Annotated in this window: 14 protein-coding genes; 7 read left to right on the top strand and 7 right to left on the bottom strand. The window is 75.0% G+C overall.

Going from position 1 to position 14,896, the window contains the following annotated elements; all coding sequences use genetic code 11:
* Window positions 1-52 precede the first annotated feature (52 nt).
* From AC07DA_RS00990 to AC07DA_RS00980, 3 genes are all read left to right on the top strand, one after another.
* Window positions 53-2,968 (top strand): FAD-binding and (Fe-S)-binding domain-containing protein, encoded by a 2,916-nt coding sequence (locus AC07DA_RS00990; RefSeq protein ID WP_479123323.1) that lies wholly within the window; start codon window positions 53-55, stop codon window positions 2,966-2,968.
* A 120-nt stretch (window positions 2,969-3,088) separates the two neighbouring features.
* Window positions 3,089-4,225: a lipid II:glycine glycyltransferase FemX gene (locus tag AC07DA_RS00985; RefSeq protein ID WP_479123321.1), complete on the top strand. Its 1,137-nt coding sequence runs from the start codon at window positions 3,089-3,091 to the stop codon at window positions 4,223-4,225.
* Between the two features lie 171 nt (window positions 4,226-4,396).
* Window positions 4,397-5,362: an EamA family transporter gene (locus AC07DA_RS00980; protein WP_479123320.1), complete on the top strand. Its 966-nt coding sequence runs from the start codon at window positions 4,397-4,399 to the stop codon at window positions 5,360-5,362.
* 27 nt (window positions 5,363-5,389) lie between these two features.
* On the opposite strand, the gene AC07DA_RS00975 is transcribed toward AC07DA_RS00980, so the two are convergent.
* The 4 genes from AC07DA_RS00975 to AC07DA_RS00960 form a co-directional block, all read right to left on the bottom strand.
* Window positions 5,390-5,950 carry a restriction endonuclease gene (locus tag AC07DA_RS00975; protein WP_479123319.1) on the bottom strand — a complete coding sequence of 187 codons (561 nt, stop codon included), beginning with the start codon at window positions 5,948-5,950 and terminating at the stop codon, window positions 5,390-5,392.
* A gap of 43 nt (window positions 5,951-5,993) precedes the next feature.
* The gene (locus tag AC07DA_RS00970; protein WP_479123860.1) at window positions 5,994-6,629 is read right to left on the bottom strand and encodes a formylglycine-generating enzyme family protein; all 636 of its coding nucleotides are present in this window, start codon (window positions 6,627-6,629) and stop codon (window positions 5,994-5,996) included.
* A 78-nt stretch (window positions 6,630-6,707) separates the two neighbouring features.
* On the bottom strand, window positions 6,708-7,529 hold the full coding sequence (locus AC07DA_RS00965; RefSeq protein ID WP_479123317.1) for an ABC transporter permease: 822 nt from the start codon (window positions 7,527-7,529) through the stop codon (window positions 6,708-6,710).
* Window positions 7,526-8,485, bottom strand: a complete 960-nt coding sequence (locus AC07DA_RS00960; protein ID WP_479123316.1) for an ATP-binding cassette domain-containing protein — start codon at window positions 8,483-8,485, stop codon at window positions 7,526-7,528. The genes AC07DA_RS00965 and AC07DA_RS00960 overlap by 4 nt, the downstream gene beginning before the upstream one ends.
* A 109-nt stretch (window positions 8,486-8,594) precedes the next feature.
* Between AC07DA_RS00960 and AC07DA_RS00955 the strand changes: the two genes are divergently transcribed.
* Window positions 8,595-9,416, top strand: a complete 822-nt coding sequence (locus AC07DA_RS00955; protein WP_479123315.1) for a TetR/AcrR family transcriptional regulator — start codon at window positions 8,595-8,597, stop codon at window positions 9,414-9,416.
* A 465-nt stretch (window positions 9,417-9,881) separates the two neighbouring features.
* Here AC07DA_RS00955 and AC07DA_RS00950 read toward each other — a convergent pair whose 3' ends face one another.
* Complete coding sequence (locus tag AC07DA_RS00950) at window positions 9,882-10,859, bottom strand: WD40 repeat domain-containing protein (RefSeq protein WP_479123313.1); 978 nt, start codon at window positions 10,857-10,859, stop codon at window positions 9,882-9,884.
* Window positions 10,860-10,991: 132 nt separating this feature from the next.
* Between AC07DA_RS00950 and AC07DA_RS00945 the strand changes: the two genes are divergently transcribed.
* Window positions 10,992-11,666 (top strand): GDSL-type esterase/lipase family protein, encoded by a 675-nt coding sequence (locus AC07DA_RS00945; RefSeq protein WP_479123311.1) that lies wholly within the window; start codon window positions 10,992-10,994, stop codon window positions 11,664-11,666.
* Here AC07DA_RS00945 and AC07DA_RS00940 read toward each other — a convergent pair.
* Window positions 11,654-12,370, bottom strand: a complete 717-nt coding sequence (locus AC07DA_RS00940) for an aminoglycoside adenylyltransferase family protein (protein WP_479123858.1) — start codon at window positions 12,368-12,370, stop codon at window positions 11,654-11,656. The two genes, AC07DA_RS00945 and AC07DA_RS00940, sit on opposite strands and share 13 nt — an antisense overlap.
* 138 nt (window positions 12,371-12,508) lie before the next feature.
* Between AC07DA_RS00940 and AC07DA_RS00935 the strand changes: the two genes are divergently transcribed.
* Complete coding sequence (locus AC07DA_RS00935; RefSeq protein WP_479123309.1) at window positions 12,509-13,030, top strand: hypothetical protein; 522 nt, start codon at window positions 12,509-12,511, stop codon at window positions 13,028-13,030.
* Between the two features lie 44 nt (window positions 13,031-13,074).
* Entirely contained in the window at window positions 13,075-14,067 is a 993-nt protein-coding gene (locus AC07DA_RS00930; protein WP_479123308.1) for an aldo/keto reductase, read from the top strand.
* A gap of 161 nt (window positions 14,068-14,228) precedes the next feature.
* On the opposite strand, the gene thpR is transcribed toward AC07DA_RS00930, so the two are convergent.
* Window positions 14,229-14,801: an RNA 2',3'-cyclic phosphodiesterase gene (gene thpR, locus AC07DA_RS00925; protein WP_479123306.1), complete on the bottom strand. Its 573-nt coding sequence runs from the start codon at window positions 14,799-14,801 to the stop codon at window positions 14,229-14,231.
* Window positions 14,802-14,896 lie beyond the last annotated feature (95 nt).

Below are 14,896 nucleotides of genomic sequence, written 5' to 3'. Positions count from 1 at the left end.
CCCGCGCGACCCGCCGCCGGTCACGGCCGGTGCCCGGATGCATCCTGGACCCATGACGGATCTCTCGGCTCTCGAAGCGGAGTTGCGCGCGGCCGTCCGGGGCGAGGTCGCCTTCGGGGCCGGGGCCAGGGCGCTGGTGACCATGGACGCGTCCAACTACCGGCGGGTGCCGCTGGGGGTCGTGGCCCCCGTGGACGCCGAGGACGTGGCCGCCGTGCTGGCGGTGTGCCGGGAGCACGGGGTGCCGGTCGTGGCGCGGGGCGGGGGGACGTCCATCGCCGGGCAGGCCACCGGGACCGGTGTCGTCCTGGACTTCACCCGGCACATGAACCGGCTGGTCGCCCTCGACCCCGGGGGACGCACGGCCGTCGTGCAGCCGGGGCTCGTGCTGGACCGGCTCCAGGAGGCCGCCGCCCCGCACGGACTGCGCTTCGGCCCCGACCCCTCCACCCACAGCCGCTGCACGCTCGGCGGCATGATCGGCAACAACGCGTGCGGCTCGCACTCGGTCGCGTGGGGCACCACCGCCGACAGCGTGCGCGAGCTGGACGTCCTCACCGCGCGCGGGGAGCGGCTGCGGCTCGGGCGGGAGTGGGCCGGGGCACCGGAGGGCCTGCGGGCGCTGGTGGAGGGGGAGCTGGCCGGGCTGCGCACGGGCTTCCCGGACCTGCCCCGCCGCATCTCCGGGTACGCGCTGGACGCCCTGCTGCCCGAGAGGGGAGCCGACGTGGCCCGCTCCTTCTGCGGGAGCGAGGGCACCCTGGGCGTCCTCACGGAGGCGGTCGTGCGTCTGGTCGAGGCGCCACGCGCGCGTGCGCTGGCGGTGCTGGCGTACGCCGACGAGGGCGCGGCGGCCGAGGCCGCCTCCGGACTGCTGCCGTACCGGCCGCTGACGGTGGAGGGCATGGCGGCGGACCTGGTGCCGTCGGCCGTCGAGCTGCCGCGGGGCGGGGCCTGGCTGTTCGTGGAGACCGGCGGGGAGTCGCAGGCGGAGGCACGCGCGCGTGCGGAGACGATCGTGCGGGCGGCGGACGTCCTGGACGCGCTGGTCGTCACCGACCCGGCCGGGCAGCGGGCGCTGTGGCGGATCCGGGAGGACGCGAGCGGCACGGCGACCCGGATGCCGGACGGCACCGAGGCCTGGCCGGGCTGGGAGGACTGCGCGGTGCCGCCGGAACGGCTGGGCGCCTACCTGCGGGACTTCCGGGCCCTGCTCGCCTCGCACGGCCTGCGCGGCGCGCCGTACGGGCACTTCGGGGACGGCTGCATCCACGTCCGCATCGACTTCGACCTGCTCACCGGTCCCGGGGTCGCCCGCTTCCGCCGCTTCTCCGGGGAACTCGCGGACCTGGTGGTGGCGCACGGCGGGTCGCTGTCCGGGGAGCACGGCGACGGGCAGGCCCGCGCCGAACTGCTGCCGAAGATGTACGGGCCCCGCCTGGTCGGCCTGTTCGAGCGGGTGAAGGGCCTGTGGGACCCGGACGACCTGCTCAACCCCGGCATGCTGGTCCGGCCCGCGCCCCTGGACTCCGGCCTGCGCTTCGCCGTCCTGCCCCGCGAGCCCGTCGACGTCGCCTTCGGCTACCCCGGCGACGGCGGTGACTTCACGGCAGCGGTGCGCCGCTGCGTGGGCGTCGCCAAGTGCCGCACCGCGTCGGTGTCCGGCCCGGCCGTGATGTGCCCGTCCTTCCGGGCGACGGGCGCGGAGGAGCACTCCACGCGCGGGCGGGCCCGGCTGCTGCACGAGATGCTCGCGGGCGAGGTGGTCACCGGCGGCTGGCGCTCGCCCGAGGTGCGGGACGCGCTGGACCTGTGCCTGTCCTGCAAGGGCTGCCGCTCGGACTGCCCGGTCGGCGTCGACATGGCCACGTACAAGGCGGAGTTCCTGCACCACCACTACGCCGGGCGCCGGCGCCCCGCCGCGCACCACTCGATGGGACGGCTGCCGCTGTGGCTCAGGGCGGTGTCGCGCACCCGCACGGCCTGGCTGGTCAACGCGCTGTCCCGGGTACGGCTCTTCGCCGCGCCGGCGAAGCGGCTGGGCGGGATCGCACCGGAGCGGCAGCTGCCGCGGGTGGCGCGGCGGACGTTCAGCCGGTGGTGGGAGCGGCGGCGGGGCGGGGCGGGGAGCGGAGACGCGGCCGGGGACCTGGTCGTGCTGTGGCCGGACACCTTCACGGAGCACTTCTCCCCCTCCGTGGGGCGGGCCGCCGTGCGGGTGCTGGAGGCCGCCGGGTTGCGGGTGGCGCTGCCGCCGACCGTGCACCTGCGCAGACCGCCCGTGGGCGACGGCAGGACGGTGGCCCTCGACCCCGTGTCGCTGCTGCGCGGGAGGGGCCGGGTCTGCTGCGGTCTGACGTACGTCTCGACCGGGCAGCTCGACCGGGCCCGGGCGGTCCTGCGGCGCACGCTCGACCTGATGGAACCGGTGCTGGAGACCGGCGCGCCGGTCGTGGTGCTGGAGCCCGGCTGCGCGGCCGCGCTGCGCACGGACGCCCCGGAGCTGCTGCACGACGACCCGCGGGCGGCCCGCCTCGCCGCGCAGGTCCTCACGTTCGCGGAGGTGCTGGCCCGGCACGCCCCCGGCTGGGCGCCGCCGCGCGTGGACCGCCCGGTGGCCGGCCAGACCCACTGCCACCAGCACGCGGTGCTCGGCGACGCGGCCGACCGCCGGCTGCGCCGGGCCGCCGGGCTGACCGGTGAACTCAGCGGCGGCTGCTGCGGTCTGGCGGGTGACTTCGGCTTCACCAAGGGCCACTTCGCGGTGTCCGCCGCCTGCGCGGAGGACCAGCTCCTGCCCTCGGTGCGGGACGCCCCGGACGGCACGGTGGTCCTGGCGGACGGCTTCTCCTGCCGGACGCAGCTGGAGCAGCTGGCGGGGGTGCGCGGCAGGCATCTGGCGGAGGTGCTGGCGGACGCGTTGGAGGACGCGTTGGAGGACGCCCCCGCGGCGCGCGGGGGCGAGTGAGGCGTTCGGGCCACACGGCGGGCGGACCCGAGTGTCCGGGGCCGGCAGCGGCGGGGCCGCTCCTAGGCTCACGGCACCAGTCCCCGCCCGTCCAGGGCCGCTGCTCGAAGGAGCCCGCGCATGAGCGTCCGCGTCCAGCCGATCACCCGTGACGAGCACCTCGCGTTCGTCGCGGCCCGTCCCTCCGCCAGCCACACCCAGGTCCCGTCCTGGGGCGCGGTGAAGCCCGACTGGGAGGCGGAGAGCCTCGGCTGGTTCGACACGACCGGGCAGCTCGTCGGCGCGGGCCTCGTGCTGCTGCGCCCGCTGCCGGGGCCGCGGCTGCCCGGCCTGCGGCGGTACCTGGCCTACCTGCCCGAGGGCCCGCTGATCGACTGGCACCGGCCCGGCCTGGAGCGCCTGCTGGAGCCGATGGTCGCCCACCTGCGGCGGCGGGGCGCCTTCGCGGTGCGGATGGGCCCGCCGGTCGTGGTGCGCCGCTGGAGCGCCGAGACGGTCAAGGCGGCGATCGCGGACCCGGCCGCCCGCCGGCTGCGCGACGTACGGGCCACGTCGTACGAACCGCGGGCCGGGCAGGTCGCGGACGCCCTGCGCCGCATGGGCTGGCGGCAGGACGGGAGCGGCGGGGCGTCCGGCTTCGCCGCGGGCCAGCCCCGGTACGTCTTCCAGGTGCCGTTCGCCGGCCGCTCGCTGGAGGACATCCACAACGGCCTCAACCAGCAGTGGCGGCGCAACATCAAGAAGGCGGAGAAGGCCGGCGTGAAGGTCGTGCGCGGCGACCTGGAGGACCTTCCGGCCTTCCACGAGCTGTACACCGAGACCGCCGGGCGCGACGGGTTCCTCCCGCGTCCGCTCTCCTACTTCCAGGGCATGTGGCGCGCGCTCACCGCCGAGCACCCGGACCGGATGCGGCTCTACCTGGCCCACCACGACGGCGAGGTGCTCGCCGCCGCCACCATGCTGACCGTGGGCGAGCACGTCTGGTACTCCTACGGCGCCTCCACCGCCCGCCGGCGCGAGGTCCAGCCGAGCAGCGCCGTGCAGTGGCGCATGATGACCGACGCGCACGAACTCGGCGCCGCCGTCTACGACCTGCGCGGCATCACCGACACCCTGGAGGAGTCCAGCCCCCTGCTGGGGCTGCTCCGCTTCAAGGTGGGCACGGGCGGCGAGGCCGTCGAGTACCTCGGCGAATGGGACTACCCGCTCAACCGGCCGCTGTACAAGGCGTTCGCCCTCTACCTGTCCCGCCGCTGAGGCAGCGGGAGCACCGGGGCGGGCGTCTCACCGCGCGAGACAGAGGCAAAAGGGCTTCACGCACCTGACCCAGTCCATTACTCTGGACTGCGAAGTACACCGGGATGTACGCGGAGTGCAGGCCGGTGTACGGACCGCCCCCCCTTCGCGCCGACGAGCACAGGACCGCCCGTGACCACCCCCGACAGCGTCACCACGCCCCCGTCCGCGACCACCGCGTCGCCCGCGTCCGGCACCGCCCCCGGCCCGGGCCGGCTGGGCTCCCTCGGACCCGTGGGTCTCGTCCTGGCCGGCGGCATCTCCGTGCAGTTCGGCGGCGCCCTGGCGGTGACGCTGATGCCGAGGGCCGGGGCCCTCGGGGTGGTGGCGTTGCGCCTGCTCGTCGCCGCGGTGGTGCTGCTGCTGATCTGCCGTCCCCGCCTGCGCGGCCACTCGCGCGCCGACTGGGGCACGGTCGTCGTCTTCGGCATCACCATGGCCGCGATGAACGGCCTGTTCTACCAGGCCGTCGCCCGCATCCCGCTGGGCCCCGCGGTCACCCTGGAGGTCCTGGGCCCGCTCGCCCTGTCGGTCCTGGCGTCCCGCCGCGCGGTCAACCTCGTCTGGGCGGCCCTGGCCCTGACCGGTGTCTTCCTCCTCGGCGGTGGGGGCTTCAGCGGGCTCGACCCCGCCGGAGCGGCCTTCGCCCTGGGGGCCGGCGCCATGTGGGCGGCGTACATCGTCTTCAGCGCCCGTACGGGCCGCCGCTTCCCGCAGGCGGACGGGCTGGCCCTGGCGATGGCGGTGGGCGCGGTGCTGTTCCTGCCGCTGGGCATCGCCGAGTCGGGCATCAAGCTGGCCGACCCGGTGACCCTGGGCCTGGGCGCGGCGGTGGCCCTGCTCTCCTCCGTCCTGCCCTACACGCTGGAACTGCTCGCCCTGCGCCGCCTGCCCGCCTCCACCTTCGCGATTTTGATGAGCCTGGAACCGGCCATCGCCGCCACGGCCGGCTTCCTGATCCTCGACCAGTCCCTGACGGCACCGGAGGCGGCGGCGATCTCTCTGGTCATCGCGGCGAGCATGGGCGCGGTGCGCACCCAGGTGGGCCGGGGGCGGGGGAAGACGGCGGCTCGGGGCAACGCGGTGCCGCCGGGCTGAAACCGGCCGCCCAGCGGTCGCGGCGCGTCACGCCCGCCCGTCGGTGACCGGCCCTGCCGTCCCGTGCGCCAGGAGCGCGCTCAGCGGGGTGCCGTTCATCCACGCGTCGAGCCGGTCGACGTCGATCAGCGTCGAGCGGCAGCGAGCGGCGGTCCTGCGTACGCGCCCGCCGAGGGGGCCCAGGACGACCTGGACGGTCACCTCGGCCCCGAGCCGCCGGCGAGCGTTCTCGCAGAACGCGCGGACGTCCCCCGGATCCACCGGCTGGTCCGCGCACTCCCGTACGCACTGCACCACCGCCTTCCGGCCGTCCGGCAGGGTGCCGATCACGTCGGCGCCCTGCGGGGCCCGGCCCGTGACCTGCCGCACGTCGGTGCAGCCGTCCCGGCGGCACAGGTCCGCGACGTACTCCGCGAACGCGACGGAGTCCAGCTCGAAGACCGGCTCCGGCAGGCGCCGGTAGCGCTCCAGCCGCTCCTGCCTCGCCCGCACGCGGACCCAGAGGTGCGAGTCCTCCCCCACCGGATCGCGCGAGCCGAACACCGCTGCGGCCGCACGGAGCCACGCCGACGGCAACCACTTCTCCATGGACGCCCCCTCCCCCGTTGTCATTCCCCCGTCCGCGGCGCGGCTACCGGGCGACGCGGAAACCCACGTCGTCGATCCGGAACGTCGGATGGCTCCGGCGGCGCACCGAGGCGCGGCAGCTCCAGTGCTCGTCGGACCAGCCGCCGCCGCGGAGCACCCGGTAGGTGCCGTAGACGTCGGGGTCGTAGAGGTCCCAGCACCAGTCCCAGACGTTGCCGAGCATGTCGTACAGGCCCCAGGCGTTGGGCTGCCTGCCGCCCACGGGGTGGATCCTGCCGCCCGCGTTCCCCCGGTACCAGGCGATCTCGTCCAGGGGGCCGTAGCGCGGGCCGGTGCCGCCGGCGCGGCAGGCGTGCTCCCATTCGGCCTCGGTCGGCAGCCGGTAGCCGTCGGCGGAGGCGTCCCAGCCGACCGTCCCGCCGTCGCGCACGCGGTACGCGGGGGCCAGCCCGTCGCTCCGGGACAGGGCGTTGCAGAAGTGGACGGCGTCCCACCAGGACACGCCCTCCACCGGCAGCCGCTCGCCCCGGGCCGTGCTCGGGGTGCGACCGGTGATCTCGGCGTACCACTCCTGGGTGACCGGGAAGGCCGACAGCCGAAACGGCGCGACGTCCACCGCCCAGCTGCGTTCGGTCCGCCGGTCCGACAGCGTCACCCGCCCGGCCGGGACGGTGACCATCGCGCGCTCCGGGTCCCCCATGACCGGCCACCCTACGCGGGGGCGCCCGGCCGCCACCGAGCGCCCACGCCGCCTGCGCTACCGGCTGAGCTTCCGGAACCGCCGTACCGCCAGGGGCAGGAAGACCGCCGTGAGGATCACCGGCCACACCCCGGCCATCAGCAGCGCGTGCTGCTCCACCCAGCTGTCGCCGCCGCCGACCGGCGTGCCGAACAGCTCCCGGGTGGCCGCCGCCGTGGAGGAGATGGGGTTCCAGGCCGCCACCCAGCCCAGCCAGTCGGGCATCAGCTGCGGCGCGACGAAGATGCTGGAGATCATCGTCAGCGGGAAGGCCACCGCGAACAGGCCGCCCGCCGCCTCCGGGTTGGGCACGAGCAGGCCCAGCCAGACGCCGATCCAGATCAGCGCGAACCGCAGCCACAGCAGCAGCCCGAACGCGGCGAGGAAGCCGAGGCCGCCGTCCGGCCGCCAGCCCATGGCGAGGGCGGTGAGCATCATGATGGCCAGCTCGGCGCAGGCGACGATGAGGTCGGTGACCCCGCGGCCGGCCACCACGGCGGAGGACGCCATCGGCATGGAGCGGAAGCGGTCGATGACGCCCTTGGTGGAGTCGTAGACCACGACCGTGGCGGTGTTGATGAAGCCGAACGCCATGGTCATCACGAACATGCCCGGCATCAGGAAGTCCCTGTAGTCCCCGCCGCCCGGCACCGTCATCGCGCTGCCGAAGACGTAGCCGTAGAGCAGCACGGACAGGATCGGGAAGCCCAGCTGCCAGGCGATGTTGACCGGCTGGCGCTGGTAGTGGGTCAGGCCGCGGCGGACGATGTTCCAGCAGTCGGCGAGCAGCCAGTACGTGCCGCTCCGCGTGCCCGGGGTGCTCAGGTCGACGGCGCTCATGCCGCGGCCCCCTTCTCGGTCCGGTGTCCGGTCAGGCGCAGGAAGACGTCGTCGAGGCTCGGCCTGCGCAGTCCGATGTCCTCCACGCGGACGCCCTCGTCCTGGAGGGTCCGCGCCACCTCCGTGAGGGCCGCGACCCGGTCGGCGACCGGGGCGTGCACCCGCGACTCGGCCTCGTCCGCCTCCGGTTCGCCGTCGGTGACCCGGGCGACGACCTTCACCACCCGCGGGATCTCGGACCGCTCGGCGACCACGACCTCGATCCGGTCGCCGCCGACCAGGCCCTTCAGCCCGTCCGGGGTGTCGTCCGCGATGGCCCGGCCCTGGTCGATGACGGTGATGCGGGAGGCGAGCTTGTCGGCCTCCTCCAGGTACTGCGTGGTCAGCAGCACGGTCGTGCCGCTCGCCACCAGGGCCCGGACGGAGTCCCAGACCTCGCCGCGGCTGCGCGGGTCCAGGCCGGTCGTCGGCTCGTCGAGGAAGAGCACGGCCGGGGCCAGGATCATCGACGCGGCGAGGTCGAGGCGGCGCCGCATGCCGCCGCTGTACTTGCCGACGCCCCGGTCGGCGGCGTCGGTCAGGTCGAACTGCTCCAGCAGCTCGGCCGCCCGGAGCCTGGCGCGCCTGCCGCCGAGGTGGAACAGGCGGCCGAACATCTCCAGGTTCTGCCGGCCGGTCAGCACCTCGTCGACCGCCGCGTACTGGCCGGTGAGCCCGATCCTGGCCCGCACCTCGCGCGGCTGCCGGGCCACGTCGAGGCCGGCGACCGTCACCCGGCCCCCGTCCAGCCGGATCAGCGTGGACAGGATGCGCACGGCGGTGGTCTTGCCCGCGCCGTTCGGCCCGAGCAGGCCGTGCACCGTGCCCTCGCGCACCGCGAGGTCGAAACCGTCCAGGGCGCGCTTGTCGCCGTACCGCTTCTCCAGCGCCTCGGCGCGCACCGCGTATCCGTCCATGTCGCCCCTCCCGTGGCTCGTGCCGTGTCGCGGCACTGAACTGAGTACAGCGTACCCGATTACGCGTACATCGTACTCAGTTTTTTGCGCGGGGCCCTAAGCTGGGCTCATGACGAGCGGTACGCGTGGCAGTGGCGGTACGGAGACCAGCGGCAGCGGCGACATCGCCCGCACCCTGGAGCTCCTGTGGGACACCGGCCGGCGCCCGAGCCGCGGGCCCAAGCCGACCCTGACCCTGGACCGGATCGTGGAAGCGGCCGTCCAGGTGGCGGACGCCGAGGGCCTGGAGGGACTCTCCATGCGCCGTGTCGCGGCCGAGCTGGGCACCGGCACCATGTCGCTGTACCGGTACGTCCCCGGCAAGGGCGAGCTGCTCGACCTCATGCTGGACCGGGTCCAGCGCCCCTCGGAGAACCCGGCCGACCTGGGCGACGGCGGCTGGCGCGCGGCCCTGGAGGCGCTGGCCCGGGCGACCCTCGCCCTGTACCGCCGCCACCCCTGGCTGCTGCACGTCAACCAGTCCCGCCCGATCCTCGGCCCGAGCGCCCTCGACGGCATGGAGAAGGTCCTCACCCGGATCCGCCCGATGGGGCTGAGCGACCCCGAACTGGTCTCCGCGATCATCATGATCGACGGGTACGTCGTCGGGGCCGCGCGCACGCAGCTGTACCAGCTGGAGGCGGAGCGCCGGACGGGCCTGACGGACGCCGAGTTCTGGCAGGCGCAGGTGCCGGTCCTGGAGAAGGCCATGGCGTCGGGCCGCTATCCCGTCATGGCGTCCCTGTCCGAGGACACCTTCGGACCCGACTTCGACCACTTCGAGTTCGGGCTGCAGCGCATCCTGGACGGCCTGGAGGTCCTGGTGGAGCGGCGGCGGGACCCGGACCGGGGCACGGCGCGGGGGCGGTGCCCCGGCCACCGGTCCGGGTGACCCCACCGGCGTCAGCCGGTCCCCGCGTCAGCCGGCCCGCCGCGTCTCCTCGGCGGCACGGGCGGCAGCGCCGCCCCGGTGCCCGGGCCCGCGTGCCGCCGACCGGGGACCGGCGGCCGGGGACCGGCGGCCGGGGACCGGCGGCCGGACCTGCCGCTCGGGTGACCCGGCCGGCGCGATCCGCAGCTGCGGGCCGGGTCCGGAGTCCGGAGTCCGGCACGGCCGCTCCGACGGGCGTCCCGCGTGACTCCGCGCTGCGGGGGGTCCGCGCCGGGCAGCGCTCGACCCGCCCCGCCCCGCCGGGCCTTCGCGAGTACGGCGTCCTGGCCCGGTGCTCGGTGCCGCCACGGTCGTTCATCCGGACGACCGCGGAGTCGAGCAGGGCGGGAACGGCCGGAGTGCCGGCCGGGCCGCGCGGCCGGACGCGCGGCCCGGGTGCGGTGCTCGCGGGTCGTCCCGCCGTCCTCAGCCCCGCCGCCGCAGCCTGCGCAGGCCGAACACGACGACCAGCGCGACACCGGCGGCGATCGCCCCCGTCTTGAGGTCGCCGCTCAGCCCTTCGCCCCCGGCGCCCTCCGAGGATGCCGAACCCCCGTTCCCGGACGGCCCGCCGGAGCCGCCTCCCCCTGGCGCGTCCTGCGGTTCCACCGGACTGTCGGCGCCCTCCGCGCCGTACATCAGCCTGGTCCCGTCGGCCGTGTAGGTGACGGACTCCCCCTGCCCGAGGAACGGCACGCCGAGCCGCTCCTTCCGCTTGATCCTCCCGCCGTTCCAGTCGTAGGCGATCGCCCCGAAGTAACTGCGCACGACGAGGTGTTCGCCGTCGGGGGAGAGCGTCGCGTCGGTGGCCTCCAGGTCGGGGACGGCCGCGACGGGCCGGAACACGTTCGTGCCGCCCGCGGAGAGGTCGGCGGGCCCTTCGTACAGGTGCCCGCCCTTGTCGTTCTTGTCGATGATGTAGACGCGGCCGGTCTTCGGGTGCACCACGAGGGACTCGGCGTCCCGCGCCCCGTCGGAGTACTTCACGACGTACTGCGTGGCCCGGATCTTCTGGTCGCGCAGGGTCTTCGGCTCGGGCAGCCGGTAGAGCCAGACGTGCGGCCAGGTGCCGCCGAGGTTGTCGCCGATGTCGCCGACCCAGAGCTGGTCGTCCGGCCCGACGGAGATGGCCTCGACGTCGCGCGGGCTGCCCACGCCGGTCATGGTGACCGTCGCGACCGTCTCGCCCGTCCTGCTGTCGACGGCGTAGAGGTAGGCCCCGTCGTCGCTGTCGTTGTGCGTCCAGTAGATCCCGGGGTGCAGGCGCGAGGCGGCCAGGCCGCTGGACTCGGTGATGCGCGGATCCCTGATCGTGAACTTCCCGTCCCCGTCGGCGGCGCCGGCCGGCACGGCGAGGGCGCCCGTGAGGAGGGCCGCGGCAAGGAGGGCGAAGGGTCTGCGCATGCCCCAAGCGTGCCATCCCGCCGGGCGGTTCATCAGGCGGTTCCCCTCGGACCGCCCTCCTCGCCGGGGCCGGGGAGGGCGCGTGGCCCGACTCACACCCCGTCCGGCGCGCTGATCGTCCATGATGAGCGGATGCTCAGGTTCATGCCCGTCGGTGACTCCATGACGATCGGCAGCGCGGGCGAACACACGTGGCGCTACCGGATGTGGCAGCACCTGTGCCGTTCCCACGGCGGCCCCTTCACCCTCGTCGGCCCCCGCGAGACGCTCTACGACAAGCTCGCCGAGGCCCCGACGTCGTACGCCTACGCCGAACCGGACTTCCCCCGGGCGCACCTGGCCGGCTGGGGCGAGGGCTGGCAGCACATGGCGCCGCTGATCGGTGACGCGGTGCGCTCCTGCCGGGCGGACGTCCTGCTGGTCTCCCTGGGCCTGATCGACCTGGGCTTCTACACGAACGCGGAGCAGACCGCCGACAACGTCCGGGCGTTCACGGCCGCGGCGCGGGCGGCGAACCGGCGGGTGCGGATGGTGTGGCTGCCGGTGACGCCGAACGTCCGGGCCCAGACGGACGAGGCCTTCGCCGGCGAGGTCGCCCGCTTCAACGAGCTCCTCGCCAAGACGGCCGCCGACCTCGACGAGCCGGCCTCCCCCGTCCTCCTGGCCTCGACCCCGCCCGCCTACGACGTCGCCGCCGACACCTACGACGGAACCCACCCCAACGCGAGCGGCGAACACAAGATCGCGGCGGCCTTCGCCGAGGCGATGTACCAGGGCTGGGACCTGGGCGAGCCCTACGAGGGCTGACGCTCGGCGATCACCCGGACCAGGTACTCGGCGCAGGCCGTGACGTCCAGGCCGTCCCACCGCTCCTCCTCGTCCCCGAGGTGGACGGCCCGGGCGCGGGCGAGGACGGGCCGGTGCGCGCCGGGCAGCCGCCGCAGGGCCCACTCGGCGGCGGCCTGCTTGGACCGGATGCCTCCCGTGACGAGGGTGTTCCACACGCGGGCCAGGGTGAGCAGGACGTTGCGCGTGTCCGTCGCCAGCTCGCCCAGCAGCTCGGGCACCCCGGCGACGATCGCCCGCCGCAGATCGGCGGCCGGCACCGGGTCGAGCAGCTCGGCGGGCCGGGGCCCGTACAGCGGGGCGCCGGCCAGCAGCACCGTCGTCAGGACCGGGGCCAGATCGGGGCCGGGTCCGCGCCCGGGCGTCACGCCCCGCTCGAAGTCCCCCCTCAGCCACTCCCCGTACAGGAAGTCGCAGACGGGCGGGTACCGCCAGGGCCGTACGTCGCCCTGCACGACGAGGGTGAGCTCGACGGGCCGCAGCCCCGGCCCGACGCCGGAGACCCTGAGCAACTCCTCGACCAGCACCCGGCGTTGCCGGTGGCTCGCCGACTCGCGCACGACGGCCAGCACGTCCACGTCACTGTGCGGGCGCAGGCCGCCCAGCGTGGCCGAGCCGTGCAGGTACACCCCGAGCAGGGAGTCGCCGAGGGTGCTCCTCAGCAGACGGAGTCCGGCCGTTCCGGCATGTGCGCTGCTCCTGTCGTCTCGCGGCCCGGGGACGCGTGGCGGAGGTTCACCCCCACGTGGGGTTTGCCCACCGCCCGCCCCCGTCCCCTTCCCTCCCCGCCCTACGGTCCCCGCATGGCGACACACCCGACCGCCGGGGAACCGGCCCGGCGCGCGGCCGGGCAGTCGGACCACGCCGCTCTCGACGCCCGCGCCGCCCGGCTGGCCTCCTGGACCCGGGCCCGTCTGGAGGCCGAGGGCCTGCTGGTGGACCCGCCGGCCCGGGGCGGGCCCCTCATCGGCCCCTGCCACCGCTCCCCCGCCGGCGAGGACCTCCTGCGCGAGGCCAGGGAACTCCTTTGGACGCTGCTCCACGACGAGCCACGGACGAAGTCCGCTCCCCGCCGCGTCGCCCTCACGGTCACCCTCCCCCGCGACAAGGCCCACGCTCTGGCCTTCATGCTGCGCGCCGCCACCGAGATCGGCACCGTCGGCGGCGCGGCGCGCCTGTTCTTCCGGATCGAGTACGCCGAGGCGGCCGGCGAGCCGGTGGGCCGCGGCATCACCGCCTGCCTGCGCCTGGTGAACGACCTGGAGGTCAACGAGCCGGCGCTGTACGGCCGTGCGGAGGGTCTGGAGGAAGGCCCGCCCGCCTAGGGCCGCTTGCCTGGAGCGCACTCCAACACGTTGGCTTGGTCGGCATGGAGTACACGCAGCTCGGACGCACGGGACTCAAGGTCAGCCGGCTCGTCCTCGGCACCATGAACTTCGGCCCGCAGACCGACGAGGCCGACAGCCACGCCATCATGGACGCGGCGCTGGACGCGGGCATCAACTTCTTCGACACCGCCAACGTGTACGGCTGGGGCGAGAACAAGGGCCGCACCGAAAGCATCATCGGCACGTGGTTCGCCAAGGGCGGGGGCCGGCGCGACAAGGTCGTCCTCGCCACGAAGGTCTACGGCAACATGGGCGCCGACGGCCCCGCCTGGCCGAACCACGACAAGCTCTCCGCCGTCAACATCCGCCGGGCCGTCGACGCCAGCCTGAAGCGGCTGCAGACCGAATACATCGACCTCTACCAGTTCCACCACATCGACCGGGACACCCCGTTCGAGGAGATCTGGCAGGCGATCGACGTCCTGATCCAGCAGGGCAAGGTCCTCTACGCCGGATCGTCCAACTTCCCCGGGTACAAGATCGCCCAGGCCAACGAGATCGCCGCCCGGCGCGGCGGGACCATCGGTCTGGTCAGCGAGCAGTGCCTGTACAACCTGGCCGAGCGCCGCGCCGAGATGGAGGTCGTCCCGGCCGCGCGGGACTACGGGCTCGGTGTCATCCCGTGGTCGCCGCTGCACGGCGGTCTGCTCGGCGGTGTCCTCAAGAAGGAGGTCGAGGGCAGGCGCCGCGCCTCCGGCCGCGCGGCCGACGCGCTCGCCGACCCCGCCACCCGTGCCCGGATCCAGTCCTACGAGGACCTGCTCGACAAGCACGGCGTCGAGCCCGGCGAGGCCGCCCTGGCCTGGCTGCTCACCCGCCCCGGCGTGACCGGCCCGATCGTCGGCCCGCGCACCGCCGAGCAGCTGGCGTCCGCGGTCCGCGCGACCGAGCTGGAGCTGTCCGAGGAGCTCCTGGCCGGCCTGGACGAGATCTTCCCCGGCCCGGGTCCGAGCCCGGAGGCCTTCGCCTGGTGAACACCCCGTGAGGGGCGCGGGGCCGGCCGGGCGTGCGGACGCGACCGGCCCCGCCGCCCCCCTACCGGCCCAGTACGGAAGCCAGGGCGACGACGAGGAACATCAGCACGAGCACACCGGCCATGATCCGGTTGCGGGTTTTCGGGTCCACGGATCCGAGCCTAACCGGCACTCCCGAGCGCCCAGCGCCCGACCGCCTCGTACCGGGGCTGCTCGCCGGGGACACCGGACGTCGGCAGGTTGCTCCGCACCAGCACCAGCTCCTCGACGGTCCAGGTCCGGCCGGTGAACCCCGCGAGCGCGTCCAGGTACGGCCGCGTGTCCCGCGCCTCCCGGCTGCGGGCCACGGTCAGGTGGGCCTGGTACCGCCGGTGCTCCCCCATCGGCACGCCCGCCTTGCGCGCCGCCGCCTCCGCCCGCTCGGCGAGCAGCCGCAGCGTCGCCAGGTCGCCCTCGGCCCCGGCCCACAGCGCCCTGCCGTGCCCGAACTGCCCGCCGCCCCGCACGGCCAGCGGGAAGGGGGCGGTCCGGTGCGCGGCCCGCGCCAGCCGGGCCGACAGCTCCGGCACGAGCGCGTCGTCGACCTCGCCGTAGAAGGCGAGCGTGAAGTGCCACCCGGGCCGCCCGGTCCACCGCAGGCCGTCCGCCCCGGGCAGCCCGCGCAGTTCGTCGACCACGGCCCGCAGCTCACGGCACACCGCGTCGGGGGGCAGTACGGCGGCGAAGAGTCTCATGCCGCCAGTCTGCCCGCACCCGCCCTCACAGGTCCGGGGCCTGCCTCGCACCTGCGGCGGCATTCACGGGCCGCCCGGTGCAGGACGGCGAGGGA

This window comes from Streptomyces sp. NPDC044921 (genome assembly GCF_056432865.1).
The sequence above is the reverse complement of the archived record's forward strand: the minus strand, read 5'-3'. Positions and strand labels throughout refer to the sequence as shown.

What these genes read in the sequence shown, in the direction of transcription:
- AC07DA_RS00990 (WP_479123323.1), top strand. Translation starts at nt 53, where the DNA reads ATGACGGATCTCTCGGCTCTCGAAGCGGAGTTGCGCGCGGCCGTCCGG.
- AC07DA_RS00985 (WP_479123321.1), top strand. Translation starts at nt 3,089, where the DNA reads ATGAGCGTCCGCGTCCAGCCGATCACCCGTGACGAGCACCTCGCGTTC.
- AC07DA_RS00975 (WP_479123319.1), bottom strand. Translation starts at nt 5,950, where the DNA reads ATGGAGAAGTGGTTGCCGTCGGCGTGGCTCCGTGCGGCCGCAGCGGTG.
- AC07DA_RS00970 (WP_479123860.1), bottom strand. Translation starts at nt 6,629, where the DNA reads ATGGTCACCGTCCCGGCCGGGCGGGTGACGCTGTCGGACCGGCGGACC.
- AC07DA_RS00965 (WP_479123317.1), bottom strand. Translation starts at nt 7,529, where the DNA reads ATGAGCGCCGTCGACCTGAGCACCCCGGGCACGCGGAGCGGCACGTAC.
- AC07DA_RS00960 (WP_479123316.1), bottom strand. Translation starts at nt 8,485, where the DNA reads ATGGACGGATACGCGGTGCGCGCCGAGGCGCTGGAGAAGCGGTACGGC.
- AC07DA_RS00955 (WP_479123315.1), top strand. Translation starts at nt 8,595, where the DNA reads ATGACGAGCGGTACGCGTGGCAGTGGCGGTACGGAGACCAGCGGCAGC.
- AC07DA_RS00950 (WP_479123313.1), bottom strand. Translation starts at nt 10,859, where the DNA reads ATGCGCAGACCCTTCGCCCTCCTTGCCGCGGCCCTCCTCACGGGCGCC.
- AC07DA_RS00945 (WP_479123311.1), top strand. Translation starts at nt 10,992, where the DNA reads ATGCTCAGGTTCATGCCCGTCGGTGACTCCATGACGATCGGCAGCGCG.
- AC07DA_RS00935 (WP_479123309.1), top strand. Translation starts at nt 12,509, where the DNA reads ATGGCGACACACCCGACCGCCGGGGAACCGGCCCGGCGCGCGGCCGGG.
- AC07DA_RS00930 (WP_479123308.1), top strand. Translation starts at nt 13,075, where the DNA reads ATGGAGTACACGCAGCTCGGACGCACGGGACTCAAGGTCAGCCGGCTC.
- thpR (WP_479123306.1), bottom strand. Translation starts at nt 14,801, where the DNA reads ATGAGACTCTTCGCCGCCGTACTGCCCCCCGACGCGGTGTGCCGTGAG.